The sequence below is a fragment of the uncultured Cetobacterium sp. genome, from assembly GCF_947072685.1.
Taxonomy (GTDB): Bacteria; Fusobacteriota; Fusobacteriia; order Fusobacteriales; family Fusobacteriaceae; genus Cetobacterium_A.
On record NZ_CAMTIK010000020.1, the window covers coordinates 23389 to 41388 of the forward strand.

An 18000-nucleotide genomic window follows, 5' to 3' on the forward strand; every position below is an offset into this window, starting at 1 on the left:
TAATTTTTTACTTAATTATACCACTTTTCTATTTACAATTTAAGCTTTTAATGGTAATAGATAATATGACAAAAATTTGTCAATTAAGTTCATAGGAGGATTTTAAATGGAGAACATTATTTTATCGCCAAGCAAATATATTCAAGGTTCTGGCTCATTAAAAAATATAGCTAAGTATGCCAATAAAAATGCCTTTATCATTGCCGACGAGTTTGTTATGAATCTCACCAAAGAGATTGTTGAAAAAAGTTTTCAATATCATAATTTAGAGGCTTTCTTTGAACAGTTTAATGGGGAATGCTCTAAAATTGAGGTCAATCGTTTAATTGATATTATGAAATCTAAAGATGTTGAAATGATTATTGGAGTTGGTGGTGGAAAAACTCTTGATACCGCTAAAGCTATTGGTTACTATTCTAATTTTCCTGTTTTAATCGTTCCTACAATCGCTTCTACTGATGCTCCTTGTAGTGCTCTATCTGTTTTATATACCGAAGATGGCGTATTTGATGAATACCTTCTTTTGCCCAATAATCCCAATATGGTTCTTATGGACACTGAGATTATAGCTAAAGCTCCTGCTAGACTCCTTGTCAGTGGAATGGGAGATGCTCTTGCTACATATTTTGAAGCTAGGGCATGTGAAAGATCTGGAGCTCTTAATATGGGAGGAGGACTCCCTACAAAAGCAGCTATTGTTTTAGCTAAGCTTTGCTACGACACTCTTATAGAGGATGGAGAAAAAGCACTGTTTGCTGCTCAAAAAAATGTTTGTACTAAAGCTGTTGAAAATATTATTGAAACAAATACATATCTCAGTGGGATTGGATTTGAAAGTGGAGGACTTGCTGCAGCTCATGCTATCCACAATGGATTGACTGTTTTAGAGGAGTGCCACCATCTATATCACGGTGAAAAAGTTGCTTTTGGTACCTTAGTTCAACTTTTTTTAGAAAATGCTCCACTAGAAGAGATAGATGAAGTTTTATTCTTCTGTAAAAATGTTGGTCTGCCTACGTCTTTAGAGGATATGGGAGTTACAACTATTGATCACAATAAAATTATGGAGGTCGCTAAAATTTCATGTGCTCTTGGTGAAACAATTCATAATATGCCATTTGAAGTTACTCCCGAAAAAGTTTTTGCTGCGATATTGGCTGCAGACAACTACGGAAGTTATTAATATAAAAATCCCACCACTATTGCAATAGTGGTGGGATTTTTATATATTTTTACACTTTATTAGGGACTAGAATGTTGCTTTCATTCCTACAAAAGCGAATGGTTGCCATCTCCAATCAGCAGCTGAACTTTGAGCTGTTCTATCCCAGTTTCTATACTCAGCAGCGATTCCTCCATTAACTGTTAAATACTCATTTACTTTATAATCATTTTCTAAAGCAAACTGTGCATATAAACTATAAGTTGTTTTTTCTGATTTAGTAATCTTCTTAGTATCCTTGTCTTGAGTGTATTTGTCATACTGACCAAATTTATACGGATCATATCCTCCCTCAAATTTTAGATCAAGTGCATAGTTTTCAGTTGCATATAGAGCAAATGTTCTATATAAATAGATCTCCCACTCGATGTTAAGTTCTTTATCCTTATTTCCTGTTAAATCACTGTTTGTGTGGAAATCTTGGTTATAGAAATTTTGGTTTATATAGATTGTACCGTCCCAAGTAAATCCTAGTGGTAAATTACCTGCATAATCGATATCCATACCGATAGTATTCATGTAGTTTCCGCCACCATTTGCAGGGAATGTGTGATATAATTTTGGTGCAAGTACTAATTTATTCAATAGTGCCCCTTGATTTTTGTACACTGTAAATCTTGCTTGATACTCTAAGTTTTGAGATTCATCCTCTTCATCTCTGTATTGAATTCTTGAAGTGAACCAGTCATTGTGCTTGTAATAAGCTCTCAATCTTGTTTCAGTTCCATCTCTTCCGTTATCTTTTGTAGAATCATTTCTTTCTAATTCACTGTAGTCTCTAATTCTTCCTTCTAATGAGAAGTTCTCTGTTGCTTGAATTCCAAAAGTTGTTTCAAGTCTAGAGTATTTATTTGATCCTCTATTCCAAGTATCTTGATTGTCATCTGGTGTATTTTGTGATTGAGTATTTCTTATGCTATCTCCTTGTCCCTCAGTATCTCCATATGCTCTGTACTGAACTCCTAAGTATCCACTTGGTCTAAACGACGGTGTAATTACTTCCACTACCTCTTCAGCTACAACTACAACCTCTTTTGAAACCTCTACAGGTGCTACCACTACTTCTTTAGCTTGAGCTGCTGTTCCAACTACAAGTAAAGATCCTAATAAAAGTGCTAATTTTTTCATAAAATCCCCTCCGAGCATAATTTAGTTTAGAGAAAAATTTTTTTTCAAGTAAAAATTCAATCCCCACATTAGTTAGTTTATACTACATTTTTGACAATTTGTAAACAATATTTTTCTAAGTAAATTTTAAAAAAACACTTTTTTTACAAACAATTCTTTTATTTATAAGGCTTTTTGAACATTTTAAGAAGAATAATATTTTTTTACATTATAAAATATTTACGCATAAAAAAAGACTTAAAATAACCAAGGTTAAATTTAAGTCTTTGAAATCTATTCTATCTCACTCTTTTCTCTCTCATCTAAATTATTTATATGATAGTTATAAAAAACATAGTTTATAGCTAAAAATGATGCCGAAAACTCAGCTTTATCTAAACTTGTATCCAATATAACTAATTTTTCATGTACCTCAGCTAACTGAAACTCCTGTAAATACATTTTTAAATAACTTATAAACAACTGACTTTTAAAGATTTTTCCAGAAAGAAAAAAAGTATCCAAAGGTAATAGATTATTATGATTTATAATAAGTATTGAAATATACTTCGCAACTTTTCTAAGAACTTTACACTCTAAAATCTCGCCCTTTTCGGCTCTTTCTATAAATTCATCAAACTTCATATTTTCATACAGAAGTCTTATACGCTCCGAATTATTATTTTCCTTTAAAATTTCTTTAAATAAATATTTTGGCGAAACCATTGTTTCAAAACATCCTCTTTTTTTACAGATATCACAATAAACCTCAGAGTTTGGCTCAACTATAAAATGTCTATTTCCCATCGATCTATAGTGACTAACTACTGGATTTATAAGTTTATTGTCCACTATAATTGAACTTCCCCTTGTATTAGCATATCTCACTAAAAAAAAGTTTTTATACTCTGGATTTAAAAAAGCTTCATAGAGAGCTAACGCCCTAATCTCACTCTCTATATAAACTTTTTTCTTTAAATGATATTTTACAAGTTTTTCAATTTTTGAAAACCTATCCTCCTTAAATAAAGATATAGAGTTGTCAGTTATAAAATCATTTGATACAACAATTCCCACTCCCAATATTTCATCTAGTGAAATTACACTGTCTTCAATTATTTTTTTTATCTCCAAAACTATAATCTCTGAAAAGCTTTCAAAATTATTTTTATAATCATTTTTTATAACAAATTTTTGAATAATTTCATTTTTTAGGTTTGTTATATTTATTTTTATTTTTTTTAACTCAATTAAAACACCTATAGAATAAAATCTCTCATAATTAATTAATAAGATATTTTTTTTACGACCATTTTCATCTATTTTTTTTTGCTCTAATAAAATATTTTCCGCAATAAGTTTTTTCGATATCTTTGTTAATGCTGCTGGAGAAACCATTATATTTTCTGCTATCTCTAACTTATTGGACCCCTCACTAGAATTAATAAATTTCAACAAATTGGTAATATTTTTATTCTGACTTTTTAAATCCATCCCCGTCTCCTTAATTTTTTTATTGACAAATAAACAAATTTGTTATATATTTTTACTAGATAAAACATTTTTTAATTAACTTAACATTTTTTTAAACCAAGTTAAAAAAATTATAAAAATATTTACTACTAAATTATATCATATTTTGATAATAAGGTGCTAAACTTATTATATAATAACCAATATCCTCCAGGTATTTGGTTAGAAACCCGTTTAAAGAGGAGGCATTCCCGTTGCCTCCTCTTTATATTTTAATTGCTTTTTTTTTTTATTTTTGATAAAGTTTTAAATAAGTAAATAGAAAAGGGGAGGCAACAATGAAAATAAGACCTATCGGAAAAAGAGTTTTGGTTAAACCTATCGCTATTGAAGAGAAAACTACTACTGGTATTTTACTTATTCAAAATAACGAGGAAAAAAACTACAGAATTGGACAAATCATCGCCCTCAGTGATGATGATGAAGTTTTAACTACTTTTAAACTTAAAGATCATGTTATTTTCTCTAAAAAAACTGGTATCAAAATTGAAAGGTTTGGAGAAAACTTCATTCTTTTAGAATTGGAAGAAATTTTAGGAATTATCGAAGACTAGTTATCTAACCATTAAAAAAAAGCCCACACTCAGTGCAGGCTTTTTTTGTTAAAACTCTTTTCCACCAGAAACTTTAATATCTACACTATATTTTTTTAAAGCTGCAACCGCACACTCTAAAGCTTTTGTTATAGTGCTAACTTCCATATAAGGCATATTTTTCTTATCCACAACTTGCTCCGTTATATATGGTACATGTATAAATCCACCTTTTATATCCAGTTTATTTTTAGATATATAATAAAGCAAAGAGTACATTATGTGATTACATACATATGTCCCCGCTGTATTCGAAACAGAGGCTGGAATTTTTACATTTTTTATCTCCTCTACAATCCCTTTTATTGGAAGAGTTGCAAAGTAAGCGTTCTCTCCATCCTCAAAAACAGATGTATCTACCGGTTGATATCCATCGTTGTCTGGAATTCTTCCATCATCCATATTTATTCCTACTCTTTCTACAGATATATCAAATCTTCCACCAGCTTGTCCTATACATATAACAGCGTCCGGTTTGTGCTCATCTATTCCCGCAAAAAGTTTTTCTGCCGATCTTTTAAAAACTGTAGGTATTTGTAATTTTATAACCTCGATTCCTTCTATACTATCCTTCATCGCTTTTACTGCTTCCCAAGCTGGATTTATACTTTCTCCTCCAAATGGATCAAATCCTGTTATTAAAACTTTCATAACTACCTCCTAATTAAAATGCTAATAAATACATCAACGCAATATGAATTATAAGAAGTGGTAACGCAACTCCCACTTGCTTTAGTATAACACCATTTTTATTCTTCATTTCCAATATTGATGCCGGAACAATATTGAAATTTGCTCCCATTGGAGTCAATAAAGTTCCACAATATCCAGCTGTTAATCCCATTGCACCAACTACTGCTGGATTTCCACCTTGAGCTATCACAAAAGGATATCCAATTCCTGCTGTAATAACTGCAAAAGCTGCGAAAGCATTTCCCATTATCATAGTAAATATTGCCATAGATAGGCAATATACTGCCACACCAGCTAAAATATTTCCTTCTGGCACTACACTTCCCATTATTCCAGCAATAACCGTTCCTACTCCAGCTTTAGCAAAAACTGATCCCAAAGAACCTAGCAGTTGTGGAAGAATAACTGTTGGCCCCATCTGTTGTAAAATTCTGCTTGAATCATATGGAATTTTATCCAGTTTTTCCTTTGTTACAACCATTGTTACACCAAGAGAGATTATAGCCCCTAGACCTAAACCTACAAGACCTCCTAGCTTAGTGAATTGAGCTATAGAAAAAGCTATAACCCCTATCAAACCAGCTGGAATAAACAATGTATTTCCTATTTTAAGAGCTTGCTTCTCTCTAAACTCATCCGTACTTGTAGTAAAAGTAGCCAGAGATACAGATTTAGTAGCACTCAGAACTCCCATAACTAAAAGTAATCCTCCAACTATTGCTGGATTCACATGTGGTCCACCTATAAATAAAAATCCAAATATCATCCAAAAAGCTGCCGATCCAAATCTTTTTGGATTTTTTTTATCTAAATATGAATATACTCCACTCACAAGTAAAACAACTCCGCAAAGTATATACATGATCTCTAATAACGTTTTAACATCCACTAATTTTCCCTCCTACTTTGCTCTTGATTTTTTTATCTCTTTATCCAAACGATAATATTGAATAAAAGCTAATACCAATGTCACTAACGCTACAGGTATTGAAGCTTTTGAAACCGCATAAGCCTGAACATCCACTCCTAACTCTTGAAGTGTTCCAACAATCAAAAGAACTCCTGATGAAGCTACAAATACATTTTGTCCAAAGAAATTTGCATAGTTTTCAGAGGCGTTTGTTATTCCCTTTAAATCCTCATCTAATTCATCGCTTACAGGTCCGTCCTTAGCTATAGCACCTTTTGCCATAGGATATATCAACGGTCTTATAAACTGAACGTGACCTCCCAGTCTCATAGATAAAACTGCTGCTAACATTCTAACAACAACATAGATCGATAAAACCTTTCCTGCTGTAGCTCCCTTCAATTTTGATATACAGATAGAAGCTCTCTCTCTCAATCCATTTCTCTCCAATATTCCTACAACTGCCAATGTTAAAAGCAGTAGTGTCATATATCTTGTTTGAACAAAAGCAGCTCCTAGAATACTTAAAACCTCTACAAAATCTATTCCCGCTACAAGACCTGTTGCTAGTCCAGCTATTAAGACAACCGCTATAGTGTCTAATTTTATAATAAATCCTATAAGTATTATCAATACCCCTATCAATTTAATCATAGTATCTCTTCCAACTCCTCTCTTTTAAATACATAACTTTTTCCACAGAAATGGCACTGTGCCTCAACTTCACCCTTTTCAGCAAGAATTTCCTCTATTTCACCCTTACCTAAAGTTATAATACCTTTAAAAAACTTCTCTTTGCTACAATCACAACTGTATTTTATCTCTTTTGAATCCAAAATTTCATAGTCCTCTATCAGCTTTTCATGTTCCTCATCGCTCATATCCTCATAGATTAGATGTAAAATTCTTTCTAAATCCATTCCACCTTTGAACAGTTCTGATACTCCTCTAATAGCAGCTATCTTTTTTTCTAATTCAACTATAAATGTTTCCTCAGCTCCAGGTAGAAGTTGAATCATATATCCACCTGCTGATTTTACTATTTTTTCATTCTCTAACTCCACTCCCAGAGCAATAACTGTTGGTGTTTGCTCCGAAGTTACATAGTAGTAAGCTATATCATAAGCTATCTCTCCACTCGTTATTGTTGAAACTCCAATATATGGATCTTTCAATCCTAAATCTTTTATAACATGCAGTGTTCCCTGTCCCACTAAGTTTTGAACATCTGGTTCTCCGTTTGCTTTAGATGGTAAATCCACTTCTGGATTAGAGAGATACCCCTTCACTCCATTTTTATTCACTGTGGCCAACATATTTGATAACGGTCCATTTGTTGTTGTTCTCAATGTCAATATATCCTCACCTTTTAAAGTTGCTCCCATTATTATAGCAGCGGATAAAAGTCTTCCAAATGATGAGATAGCTGTTGGGCTACACTTATGTATATCCAGTGCTTCTTGCACTATATCCTTTGTATCAACAAGAACAAATCTGGCATTTTTACTAACCCCTCTTATTAATCTACTCATTTCAATTTCACCTCTTTCAATATTCTATGTAATCTTTTAAATCCTCATATCTTTTTTTGGAAATTATTTTTTTTATTTCCAAATTACTTCTTATTTTCCCATCTTCGTGGTATTTTCTGATATTTTGTATTTCTTTTTTAGACAAACCATAATAGATTAAAGTTTTATCATCCACTTTATTTATATTAAATTTATTTAACTTTACTTTCTCAACCTCTTTAAATTTTCCTTTTAGTTTTTCAAATGTTTTCTTTCCAATCCCATCAACTCTTACCATATCTTTTAAATTTTCAAATCCACCGGTTATAGCTCTATATTCTAAAAGTTTATCCACATAACCTTTTGATATCCCAGATCTTAACATCTCTGATTCTGTGGCTGTATTTATATCTAACAACAGATTTTTTGAATCTAAGGTATTTTTGCTCTCAATAACTTTAAACTCACTCTCTATCAATGAATATGAAAATGTTGTTAAGGCAATCAATAGAATTGATATAAATATTTTTTTCATAACATCTCCTCTTTATGAGAAAAACTTTATTTTTTTTATGTGTCTATCTCTCATCTCAGCTATATAAAGTGCTGGATCCTTAGGGTTCACAAGTCTTTCTATCTGATCGATATACTCAGTTTCTTTGTGGATAGATTTACTTATCGCACCTCCACCAAGTCCCATAGTCTGCTGATTTTCTTCAATCATTTCAATATTAAATCTAGATTCAAATCCTGGGATAGAATAACCCACATTTTCTCCCCAATCCAAACTATTTTTTTGACGATACATGTAATATGCTTCCATTCCTTTTTCTTTGATAATTTTAGATATTTCTCCCTCAACTAAAACTCTTTCTACTTCAGATTCTTCAAAGCTTTCTCTATAGAGTGTCGAACCTTTCTTTTTAGCTAAAGAATGTACAGTTAAATTCTCCATCTCATATTTTCTAAGCTCATTTAAAGTGTTTAAAATATCCTCCACACTCTCTTCAGGCAGCCCTAAAATTATATCCATATTTAAAATAAATCCAAGTTCTTTTATATCCCTATAAACTTCATCAAAGTGTTTTCTATCAAAAGTTCTATTTAAATTTTTTAGAGTCTCATCTTTAAATGTCTGAGGGTTTAAACTCACTCTATCTACACCATATTTTTTTAAAACTTCTAACTTTTCTCTGGTGATAGCATCCTCTCTTCCAGCTTCAAATGTGAACTCTTTAATATTTGAGAGATCTATATTCTCGTGTATTGCCTTTAGTACTCTTTCCGTATCCTCTAAAGTTAAAGTACTTGGTGTTCCCCCTCCTATGTATAGAGATTCATACTTGAAGTTTTTTTCCTCAGAAAGCTTCCCTACAAGTTTTATCTCCTCTAAAAGAGTTTCTACAAACTTTTTATAAAATCTTCCTAAAGCACTTCCAATTTCATAAGATGCAAAAGAACAGTATCTACATTTAGATGGACAAAATGGAATACCTATATACATATTCATAGCTTGCTTATTTAAAAGCTTTTCCTCTGTCTCTATAACTTTCATTATAAGGTCTATTTTCTCTTTAGTAGCGAGATACATATTATTTAAAAGTTTCTCCACTCTCTCCTTTGAAAATCCCATTTGGAGAAATCTCCTGGTCATCTTAGTTGGACGAACACCTATCAAACTTCCCCATGGATACATTTTTCCATAAGCCTTTAAAAGAGCACCTTTTAACATTATAGTCCCTTGATCCTCCACTATATGCTCCAAATTTTCCTCTTCTAAAAAAGCTACTTTTCCATCTATACTAACACTTACTTTTATTCTATCTTGTGAGTAGCTTACCTCACCTTTTATATCCTTACCTATTCCTTCAGGCAATAACAGCCTTACAAACTCCTCTACGCTTTTTTCACTTAGAGGAAAGTTAGTAACTATACTCACTTTTTAAACACCACTTTCTATTTCATCAACAATAAAACTAAAATTCCTAAAATGATTCTATATATTCCAAAAGCTTTAAAAGTTTTTTGCTTAATATATCCCATAAACCACTTTATAACCACATAAGCTACAACAAAAGATACAATCGATCCCAGTGCTAAAAGTTGCCATTCTACCGAGGTAAAGTTAAGTCCATTTTTCACAAGCTTAAGTAAAGTTGCTCCTGCCATTGTTGGAATAGCTAAGAAAAATGAGTATTCAGCCGCAACAGATCTAGATACACCCAATAGAAGAGCTCCTATTATTGTTGCTCCTGAACGTGACGTTCCCGGTATCATTGCTAAACACTGAAAAAAACCTATTGTGAAAGCTAATCTATACGACATCTCTTTTATTGAACCTATTCCACCTTTGAGATTCTTTCTCTCCACTAAAATGAATATTATTCCATATAATATTAACATTGATGCCACTATTGTGGTATTATCCATAAAAAATTTAGATATATAATCATCCGCTAAAAGACCTATTACTCCAGCTGGTAACACACCTACAATTATTTTTGTCCAAAGAGAAAACTTCTCTTTAAACTCCTCTTTTGTTTTTACAAATGGGGTTAAATCCTTCCAAAAATACGCTACTACTGAAAGTATCGCTCCAAATTGTATTATTACTAAAAAATTTTCCATAAAGGCTTTTGAAACTGACGGAGAGTTTATAAATCTCTCCACCAAAATCATATGACCTGTACTACTCACAGGAACAAACTCTGTCATCCCTTCAACTATACCTAGTATTATAACTAGTAAAAATGGATTCATTATTTTTTTCCTCCTTACAGGTAACTATCCTCTTGTTTTAAGTATTTCACATAGTCTGCTACGCCCTCTTCTAAAGAGTAGAAACTCTTGTCATATCCAGCTTCTCTTATCTTTCTCATAGAGGCTTCTGTAAAGTATTGATATTTCCCTCTTAAATCCTCTGGCATAGGAACAAACTCTATTACATCCTCTGTTTTAAGATTGAAATCTCCACTTGCATTTTTCATTGTCTCCATAGATAGATCGTGGAAGCTTCTAGCTTCTCCAGTACCAATATTATAAACACCTGATGGAACTTTATTAAACATACAGAAATAAAGCATATCCACAACATCTTTTATATATACGAAATCTCTTAACTGTTCCCCATCTCTATATCCCTCTTTATGAGATTTAAATAGTTTTACTCCTCCGTCCACATTGAACTGGTTAAATGTATGAAGCACCATAGATGCCATTCTTCCTTTATGGAACTCTTGAGGTCCATAAACATTGAAGAATTTAGCTCCTATCCATTGTTTTGGTGCCTTTTCTTGTTTAAAAGCCCAATCATCAAAGAATTTTTTTGAATAACCATACTTATTTAAAGGCAATAGTTTCTTTAGCTCTTCTGGAGTACCTTCATCGCTATACCCTTGCTCTCCAGCTCCATATGTAGCTGCTGATGAAGCATAGACATATGTTATATCTCTTTTAGCACAGAAGTTCCACAATCTCTTTGAATACTCATAGTTATTTTTCATAAGTAGATCTCCATCTTTTTCTGTTGTTGCTGAGATTGCTCCCATATGTAAAACTGCGGTTATTTTTTTAGCATTTTCTTCTACAGCTAACCAATCAAATAACTCATCTCTATCACACCAATCAGCATAGTCTCTTTTTCTTAAATTTAGCCATTTGTCCTCAAATCTCAACTTATCAACAGCTAAAATATCGTTTATCCCCATCTCATTTAACTTCCAAATATATGCACTTCCAATAAATCCAGCAGCACCTGTCACTATAATCATAAATTCTCCTCCTTATTTTTTCCTCTTTCTAATAACTCTTTTATCTCCTCTTGTGAAATACAAGCATAACCTATATCTACACCCACTCTATTTCCACCATGAAAATCTGAACCTCCAACCATGAGAAGATTTTTTTTCATAGCTAACTCTTTGTAGTATTTTTTTTCTTTTGATGTATATGAACTATATTCAACTTCCAATCCATCTAGACCGCTCTCTTTTAAAACTTCAATTATTTTTTCAACTTTTTCTCTCGATACAGATACTAAGCTCGGATGAGCTAGTGCTGAGACACCACCACACTTTTTTATAAGTTCTACTATCTCTTTTGGATCTGAATTCCCCTTCTCCACATAAGCGACACCATTTCTACCTAAATATTGTTTGAAAGCTTCTCCCTTTGAATAAACAAACCCCTTGTTCATCATGACATTACATATATGGGCCCTGCTAACTATTGTTCCAGTAGCTTCTCTTTCAACCTCTTCAAGAGTTATTTTTAAACCTCTATCATTTAACTTTTTTATCATTTTTATATTTCTTTCTTTTCTAGCTTTTTTCAAATCAATCAGTTTATCTTTCAACTCCTGACATCCTTCATCTAAAAAATAACCTAGAATATGTATTTCCAATCCATCTAAAGCACATGAAAATTCAATTCCAGGAATGAAGTCTAAATCCAATAGTTTTGCTATCTCTTTTCCTTCCTCAATTCCTTCCATCGTATCATGATCACTTATAGCAATACCTTTTATTCCTAAAACTTTGGCTCTTTCTAAAATCTCTTTTACTGTAAATGTTCCATCTGAATATGTGGTGTGAATATGTAAATCATAACATCTATTTAAATCTTTCATAGTTCCCCCCATTTAAGTAAATATGGCACCTTAGTTAAAAGGTGCCACAATTTTTTTAGTCATCCCACTTTTCTAACTCTGAAAAATACTCTGAATAAGCAAGGTATAAAGCCTTTGCATTTACATTGTTTCTCTCTAGCTTAGTTTTATCTGTTTTTTTATAGATATTGTTTACCTCTATCATTCTAGGAGAAACCTCTACAAAATACCAAGTTCTTGAATCAAAAAATTCACTTCTTTTTATAAATTTATTTAAAAGTTTTCTAAATCTTTTAATCTCTTTTTCTGTTAAATCCTGCTTTTTAGAGAATCCAACAATCTCTGCCCACTCCTCTTTTGTAGCCACTTCATTAGCTATAAAATTAGAGGGATTTGAAATTCTTAAATATGATTGATTTACCATATATTTGGCAAGCCCATTTGGATCTTTAAAATTTTCATCCTTTAAGTAATACTCTCTTGGAAGTTTTTTTACAACCTTTTCAAGAATTTTATTAAACTCTTCTTGATCAGCTTCAGTTATTTCAGATTTTGTTTTTAAAGAATCTAAAAATTTAACTTGTTTTTGATCCAATTTTTGGTTTTTAGCTAAAAATCCTATCGGTTCTTCTGCTCCATACCAATCTTCTAATTCCGATTCACCTACCACAACTGTAGTGAATGTTTGTTCCCAATTTTTCATAGCGACATTATCTATTTTATACTTCTCTTGAATATTTACACCATTTTTTACAGAACTACATCCCATCAATGTAACTAATAAGGCTAATACAACAATCTTTTTCATTATTCCTCCCTATAATCTCCCGCAACATTTTCCATATACTTTTCCACTTCCACATCTACAAATATCTTCTAAATCAAGATCCTCTGTATCTTGTGGCTCTATAACTTCTTCTTCTGGATTTTTAATAACAACTTTAAACATATATGATGTTGTTTCCACTTTAATAGTAGATAGCATTCTAGAATACATGTCTCCTGATATTATTTTATACTCTACAACTGGATCCTTTTGTCCATAAGATCTCAGATAAATCCCCTCTCTCAGAGCATCTAAAGCTTTTAAATGTTCTCTCCATCTAGCATCTACAACTTCAAACAGAACATATTTTTCCACTTTTCTCATTACATCTGAACCTAATTCATTCTCTTTTATCTGATACTCTTCAGATATAGCTTGATATAATTTTTCAACATATTCCTCTACAGTCAAGGCTTTATACTCTTCTAAATCAGTTATTTCATAGTTATATTTTTCTAAAATAACCTCTTTAACTCCAGCAATATCCCATTCTTCTTTGAACTCTCCTACAAATCTTTCAACTATGATATCTGAAATACTAGACTTTAACATTCCTAAAATAGTTTCTTTTAAATCATCCTTTTCAAGAGCTTCATTTCTACTATCATATATTGCTTCTCTTTGTTTGTTCATAACATCATCAAATTCAAGTAGATTTTTTCTTATACCAAAGTTTCTAGATTCCACTTTCTTTTGAGCGTTTTCAATAGCTTTATTGATCATTTTATGTTGAATTGATTCTCCCTCTGGAAGTCCCAATCTTTCCATAACCCCTTGAATTCTTTCAGAACCAAACAGTCTCATCAAATCGTCCTCCAAGCATAAATAAAACTCTGATGCTCCTGGGTCTCCTTGTCTTCCTGCTCTTCCTCTTAGCTGGTTATCTATTCTTCTAGATTCATGTCTTTCTGTACCTAAAATAAATAGTCCTCCTGCTTCTATAACCTTATGTTTTTCTACCTCACATTCAGCCTTATATTTATCTAAAACCACTGGATATTCAGCTGCATCTCTAGCTCCTATCTCTGCTACCGCTCTAAATTCAGGATTTCCTCCCAACATTATATCTGTTCCTCTACCTGCCATATTAGTTGCGATTGTTACCGCTTTATATCTCCCTGCTTGAGCCACAATCTCAGCCTCTTTAGCATGTTGCTTAGCATTTAGTACGTTGTGTGGTATTTTTTTCTCTTTTAATATCTCTGACAGCTCCTCAGAACTCTTTATTGTTACAGTTCCCACAAGTACAGGCTGACCCTTTGTATATAGCTCTTCTATTCTTGCTACAATAGCATTCGTCTTTTCTGTTTTTGTTTTATAAACTAAGTCTGGAAAATCAGTTCTTCTAACAGGTTTATTTGTTGGGATAACTATTACCTCTAATCCATATGTATGCATAAATTCAGCAGCTTCAGTTTCCGCTGTTCCTGTCATTCCAGCTAACTTATCATACATTCTGAAATAGTTTTGAAGTGTTATTGAAGCTAATGTTTGATTTTCTCCAGCAACATTTACACCCTCTTTAGCTTCGATAGCTTGATGAAGACCATCTGAATATCTTCTTCCTTCCATTGCTCTTCCTGTAAACTCATCTATTATTATTACCTCTCCATCTCTTATAAGGTAATCTTTATCTTTTATGAATAACTCTTTTGCTTTTAAGGCTTGATTTAAATAATGTGTTAACTCTACATGTTCAGGTGAATATAGATTATCTATATTTAAAAGTTCTTCAACTTTTTTTATTCCTTTATCAGTCAAAACTATATTTCTAGCCTTCTCGTCAACTTCATAATCTCCCCATTGCTCATCTGGGATATTCATCTCTTTTTTCTGTTTAGCATCTTTTATTTTTTCTGTTTCAAAACTTCTATCAAGCCTAAAAGCTACTTGACAGAAAATAGAATACCACTTTGTAGTTTCAGAAGCAGCACCCGATATTATTAAAGGTGTTCTCGCTTCATCCACAAGGATGGAGTCAACCTCATCTACAATACAGAAATGAAGAGGTCTTTGAACTTTATTTTCCACTCTATTGACCATATTATCTCTCAAGTAGTCAAATCCAAACTCTGAATTCGTACCATATGTTATATCAGCTTCATAGGCTGCCTTTCTATCCTCATTTTCCATTCCATTTATAATTACTCCAGAAGTCAATCCTAAGAAATCATAAACTCTTGCCATAAGCTCTCTATCTCTTTGAGCTAAGTAATCATTTACTGTTATTACATGAACCCCTTTGCCTTCAAGAGCATTTAGATAAACAGGTGCTGTAGCCACTAGAGTTTTTCCTTCTCCAGTCTTCATCTCAGTTATTTTCCCCTCATGAAGTACAATTCCACCCACTAGCTGTACATCATAATGTCTCATTCCATGTACTCTTTTAGAGGCTTCTCTCACAACAGCAAAAGCTTCAACTAAAAGATTATCTATAGTTTCACCTTTCTCTAATCTCTGTCTAAACTCATAAGTTTTACCTTTAAGCTCTTCATCTGAAAGCTTTTCTATCTCTAGCTCTAGTGAGTTTATAAGTGTAACTAATTTTTTGATTCTTTTAATCTCTCTGTCATTTCTTGTACCGAAAATTTTCTTTAATAAATCTCCAAACATTCCTACATCCTTCCTAGCTTTTTTTTATGTTTATTATTATTCCATATATTACCATAATTAGGTTTAATAGTCAATTTATACCCCCTCTCTCTCAGTTTTTGACTCGTGATTCAAAAAGTTCTTTTAATTTTTTGAAAAATATGGTATATTGTAAAATAAATAACAAGCTTTTTTAGGAGGTAATTAATTTGAATTCTATAAAATCAACACTTCCAGGACTAATACTTTGTATAATCCTCGCTCAACTCGGGATTTTTCTTGGGAAATTTATCCCTAGCATTGGTGGTGCCCCACTCGCTATTTTCCTAGGACTTATTGCTGGAAATACTTTTGCTAAATCAAAAAAATTTGCAGATGGTTCTAAATTTTCAGAAAGCGATCTTTTAGCTTACTCTATTGTTCTTCTTGGAGGAACATTAAGTATAAAAACAATTCTACAACTTGGAGTTTCAGGAATAATTTTTATTTTTTTACAGATGCTAATAACTATAGTTATTACAATGTTCATAGGTAAAAAACTTGGATTTTCAAAAAAATTCTGTGCCTTAATGGCAAGTGGTAACGCTGTTTGCGGTTCCTCTGCTATAGGAGCAACCTCTCCAGTTATAAAGGCTGAAGATGCAGAAAAAGGTATCTCCATAACGATAGTTAATTTAACAGGAACTTTACTTATGTTTGCTCTTATTCCTATTGCTAATTTTTTCTTCAATTTTGAAACTGTGCAGACCTCGGCTTTATTGGGAGGAGTACTTCAATCTGTTGGACAAGTTATTGCGGCAGGAAGTATGGTCAATCACGATGTTCTAGAAATGGCTACTATTTTTAAAATAGTTAGAATTGTATTTTTAGTTTTAGTTGTTCTTTGGTTATCTAAAGAGTTTAAAGTAAAGCAACTTGAAAATAATACTGAATTTGCGCTTGAACAGGAAGCTTATAGTAAAAAGAAAAACAAAATATCTATTCCTTGGTATATCGTTGGCTTCTTTATCTTGTGTGCTCTTTTTTCTCTGGGAATTATTCCACCCTCTATTTCAAAAATTTTCAAACTTATTTCATCTAAATTTGAAATTGTTGCCTTAGCCGGAATTGGTATGAGAGTTAAAATTGCTGAACTTTTAAAACAAGGACCAAAAGCTTCATTGTATGGGTTATTTGTTGGTGCTTCACAAATTGTTGTAGCACTGTTACTTATAAAAATTTTCATTTAAATTTAGTCTAAAAAAGGAAGCTGGATCTCAGCTTCCTTTTTTCATATTAATTTTTTAATTATCTTGGCTACTTCTAGAAGATCTTCAGCAACAGGGTACTTCCCCTCATATTTATCCACGATTTTGTTTCCATAACCGGTCTTTACTAATATCGATTGAACTCCTGCATTTTCTCCGGCTTCTAAATCGCTTCCCTTATCTCCAATCATAAAAGAGCTATCTATGTCTATATCATATTTTTTAATCGCATCTTTCAACATACCTGGATTTGGCTTTCTACACTCACATTCCTTTTTGTATATTCCAATACCTTTCTCTATATGATGAGGGCAATAATAACACTCCAAAATATCTATTCCATGATTATTCAATTCTTTTACCATAGAAGCATTCAATTTTATTAAATCTTCCTCTGTATAATAGCCTCTTGCAATCCCAGATTGATTTGTTACAACTATAAATTCATATCCCAATTCTTTTATCGCTTTTAAGCCGTCAATAACATTTTTTTCAAATTCAAAATCTTCCCATCTATGAAGATATGATTTTTCAACATTTATTGTCCCGTCTCTATCTAAAAACACTATTTTTTTCATCTATAGAATCTCCTTTTTATTTAAAGTTTTTCTATATTATATCATTCTTTAAAGGATTTTTTACTTTATTTGGAATATCTTTGAAGTGTAAGTTAATATTAAGGGGGTATTTTTTATGGATTTAAAAGACATTTTTTCAGCAATCGGCTCTTTAGCCTTTATTTGTGCTATCTTAGCTGTTGCAATGTTTATCATCAACTATAAGTTTAAAGATTTAGTTAATACAATTTCCCAAGGAAAATTTAATCATTTAAAATTTCATAAATTTTTGGGTATTTCTACTGTTATTTTAGCCACTGTTCATGGTTTAGGTATGATCTATATATCCACTAAAACGCTGACATATCTCAAAGGACAAAGTGGATTTTTTACCCTTATCATATTTTGGATAATTGGTACAATTCCATTTTTAAATAAAAAAATACCTATAAAATATAAACGAAGTTTTTTTAAACTTCATAAAATTTTAGGTATCCTGGTTTTTATTTTTATCCTTATACATGTTTCTCTTTAAAATATTTCCTTAGAAAATAAAAAAAAGATTGGCAACTTCCTATCCTCCCAGAGGGCTGCCCCCCAAGT

Annotated in this window: 18 protein-coding genes; 4 read left to right on the plus strand and 14 right to left on the minus strand. The window is 32.0% G+C overall.

Annotated elements, in window-relative coordinates; translation table 11 throughout:
* Nucleotides 1–106: 106 nt before the first annotated feature.
* A complete protein-coding gene (locus tag Q0V67_RS07880; RefSeq protein WP_297598474.1) occupies nucleotides 107–1183 on the plus strand; it encodes a glycerol dehydrogenase in 1077 nt (358 codons plus the stop codon).
* 66 nt (nucleotides 1184–1249) lie between these two features.
* On the opposite strand, the gene Q0V67_RS07885 is transcribed toward Q0V67_RS07880, so the two are convergent.
* Together Q0V67_RS07885 and Q0V67_RS07890 are read right to left on the minus strand one after the other, a co-directional pair.
* Nucleotides 1250–2350: a hypothetical protein gene (locus tag Q0V67_RS07885; RefSeq protein ID WP_297598476.1), complete on the minus strand. Its 1101-nt coding sequence runs from the start codon at nucleotides 2348–2350 to the stop codon at nucleotides 1250–1252.
* A 273-nt stretch (nucleotides 2351–2623) separates the two neighbouring features.
* Complete coding sequence (locus Q0V67_RS07890) at nucleotides 2624–3823, minus strand: ROK family protein (RefSeq protein ID WP_297598477.1); 1200 nt, start codon at nucleotides 3821–3823, stop codon at nucleotides 2624–2626.
* 317 nt (nucleotides 3824–4140) lie between these two features.
* On the opposite strand from Q0V67_RS07890, the gene Q0V67_RS07895 reads away from it, so the two are divergent.
* Nucleotides 4141–4416, plus strand: a complete 276-nt coding sequence (locus Q0V67_RS07895; RefSeq protein WP_297598479.1) for a co-chaperone GroES — start codon at nucleotides 4141–4143, stop codon at nucleotides 4414–4416.
* Nucleotides 4417–4464: 48 nt separating this feature from the next.
* Here Q0V67_RS07895 and pcp read toward each other — a convergent pair whose 3' ends face one another.
* Genes pcp through secA form a run of 11 tightly spaced genes read right to left on the minus strand, consistent with a single transcriptional unit; the run spans nucleotide 4465 to nucleotide 15614 of the window.
* The gene (gene pcp / locus Q0V67_RS07900) at nucleotides 4465–5106 is read right to left on the minus strand and encodes a pyroglutamyl-peptidase I (protein ID WP_297598481.1); all 642 of its coding nucleotides are present in this window, start codon (nucleotides 5104–5106) and stop codon (nucleotides 4465–4467) included.
* 13 nt (nucleotides 5107–5119) lie between these two features.
* A complete protein-coding gene (locus Q0V67_RS07905) occupies nucleotides 5120–6037 on the minus strand; it encodes a DUF979 domain-containing protein (protein WP_297598482.1) in 918 nt (305 codons plus the stop codon).
* A 12-nt stretch (nucleotides 6038–6049) separates the two neighbouring features.
* The gene (locus tag Q0V67_RS07910; RefSeq protein WP_297598484.1) at nucleotides 6050–6712 is read right to left on the minus strand and encodes a DUF969 domain-containing protein; all 663 of its coding nucleotides are present in this window, start codon (nucleotides 6710–6712) and stop codon (nucleotides 6050–6052) included.
* On the minus strand, nucleotides 6709–7590 hold the full coding sequence (gene hslO / locus Q0V67_RS07915; protein ID WP_297598486.1) for an Hsp33 family molecular chaperone HslO: 882 nt from the start codon (nucleotides 7588–7590) through the stop codon (nucleotides 6709–6711). Before hslO ends, Q0V67_RS07910 begins: the two co-directional genes overlap by 4 nt.
* Before the next feature lie 16 nt (nucleotides 7591–7606).
* A complete protein-coding gene (locus Q0V67_RS07920) occupies nucleotides 7607–8104 on the minus strand; it encodes a helix-hairpin-helix domain-containing protein (protein ID WP_297598487.1) in 498 nt (165 codons plus the stop codon).
* A 12-nt stretch (nucleotides 8105–8116) separates the two neighbouring features.
* A complete protein-coding gene (locus tag Q0V67_RS07925; protein ID WP_297598489.1) occupies nucleotides 8117–9508 on the minus strand; it encodes a coproporphyrinogen III oxidase in 1392 nt (463 codons plus the stop codon).
* Nucleotides 9509–9525: 17 nt separating this feature from the next.
* The gene (locus tag Q0V67_RS07930; protein WP_297598491.1) at nucleotides 9526–10329 is read right to left on the minus strand and encodes an undecaprenyl-diphosphate phosphatase; all 804 of its coding nucleotides are present in this window, start codon (nucleotides 10327–10329) and stop codon (nucleotides 9526–9528) included.
* Between the two features lie 14 nt (nucleotides 10330–10343).
* Nucleotides 10344–11339 (minus strand): ADP-glyceromanno-heptose 6-epimerase, encoded by a 996-nt coding sequence (rfaD, locus tag Q0V67_RS07935; protein WP_297598493.1) that lies wholly within the window; start codon nucleotides 11337–11339, stop codon nucleotides 10344–10346.
* The gene (locus Q0V67_RS07940; RefSeq protein WP_297598495.1) at nucleotides 11336–12196 is read right to left on the minus strand and encodes a PHP domain-containing protein; all 861 of its coding nucleotides are present in this window, start codon (nucleotides 12194–12196) and stop codon (nucleotides 11336–11338) included. The genes rfaD and Q0V67_RS07940 overlap by 4 nt, the downstream gene beginning before the upstream one ends.
* 55 nt (nucleotides 12197–12251) lie before the next feature.
* Entirely contained in the window at nucleotides 12252–12983 is a 732-nt protein-coding gene (locus Q0V67_RS07945) for a hypothetical protein (protein ID WP_297598497.1), read from the minus strand.
* Nucleotides 12984–12992: 9 nt separating this feature from the next.
* Entirely contained in the window at nucleotides 12993–15614 is a 2622-nt protein-coding gene (gene secA, locus Q0V67_RS07950) for a preprotein translocase subunit SecA (protein WP_297598499.1), read from the minus strand.
* Nucleotides 15615–15802: 188 nt separating this feature from the next.
* Between secA and Q0V67_RS07955 the strand changes: the two genes are divergently transcribed.
* On the plus strand, nucleotides 15803–16822 hold the full coding sequence (locus Q0V67_RS07955) for a putative sulfate exporter family transporter (protein ID WP_297598501.1): 1020 nt from the start codon (nucleotides 15803–15805) through the stop codon (nucleotides 16820–16822).
* A 41-nt stretch (nucleotides 16823–16863) separates the two neighbouring features.
* On the opposite strand, the gene gmhB is transcribed toward Q0V67_RS07955, so the two are convergent.
* Entirely contained in the window at nucleotides 16864–17418 is a 555-nt protein-coding gene (gene gmhB, locus Q0V67_RS07960) for a D-glycero-beta-D-manno-heptose 1,7-bisphosphate 7-phosphatase (RefSeq protein ID WP_297598503.1), read from the minus strand.
* A 115-nt stretch (nucleotides 17419–17533) separates the two neighbouring features.
* On the opposite strand from gmhB, the gene Q0V67_RS07965 reads away from it, so the two are divergent.
* On the plus strand, nucleotides 17534–17932 hold the full coding sequence (locus Q0V67_RS07965; RefSeq protein ID WP_297598505.1) for a hypothetical protein: 399 nt from the start codon (nucleotides 17534–17536) through the stop codon (nucleotides 17930–17932).
* The last annotated feature ends 68 nt before the right edge of the window (nucleotides 17933–18000 follow it).

Coding starts and splice junctions, on each gene's coding strand:
- gmhB (WP_297598503.1), bottom strand. CDS start 17,418: ATGAAAAAAATAGTGTTTTTAGATAGAGACGGGACAATAAATGTTGAA.
- rfaD (WP_297598493.1), bottom strand. CDS start 11,339: ATGATTATAGTGACAGGTGCTGCTGGATTTATTGGAAGTGCATATATT.
- Q0V67_RS07890 (WP_297598477.1), bottom strand. CDS start 3,823: ATGGATTTAAAAAGTCAGAATAAAAATATTACCAATTTGTTGAAATTT.
- hslO (WP_297598486.1), bottom strand. CDS start 7,590: ATGAGTAGATTAATAAGAGGGGTTAGTAAAAATGCCAGATTTGTTCTT.
- Q0V67_RS07895 (WP_297598479.1), top strand. CDS start 4,141: ATGAAAATAAGACCTATCGGAAAAAGAGTTTTGGTTAAACCTATCGCT.
- Q0V67_RS07885 (WP_297598476.1), bottom strand. CDS start 2,350: ATGAAAAAATTAGCACTTTTATTAGGATCTTTACTTGTAGTTGGAACA.
- Q0V67_RS07965 (WP_297598505.1), top strand. CDS start 17,534: ATGGATTTAAAAGACATTTTTTCAGCAATCGGCTCTTTAGCCTTTATT.
- Q0V67_RS07880 (WP_297598474.1), top strand. CDS start 107: ATGGAGAACATTATTTTATCGCCAAGCAAATATATTCAAGGTTCTGGC.
- Q0V67_RS07910 (WP_297598484.1), bottom strand. CDS start 6,712: ATGATTAAATTGATAGGGGTATTGATAATACTTATAGGATTTATTATA.
- Q0V67_RS07920 (WP_297598487.1), bottom strand. CDS start 8,104: ATGAAAAAAATATTTATATCAATTCTATTGATTGCCTTAACAACATTT.
- pcp (WP_297598481.1), bottom strand. CDS start 5,106: ATGAAAGTTTTAATAACAGGATTTGATCCATTTGGAGGAGAAAGTATA.
- Q0V67_RS07940 (WP_297598495.1), bottom strand. CDS start 12,196: ATGAAAGATTTAAATAGATGTTATGATTTACATATTCACACCACATAT.
- Q0V67_RS07945 (WP_297598497.1), bottom strand. CDS start 12,983: ATGAAAAAGATTGTTGTATTAGCCTTATTAGTTACATTGATGGGATGT.
- secA (WP_297598499.1), bottom strand. CDS start 15,614: ATGTTTGGAGATTTATTAAAGAAAATTTTCGGTACAAGAAATGACAGA.
- Q0V67_RS07930 (WP_297598491.1), bottom strand. CDS start 10,329: ATGAATCCATTTTTACTAGTTATAATACTAGGTATAGTTGAAGGGATG.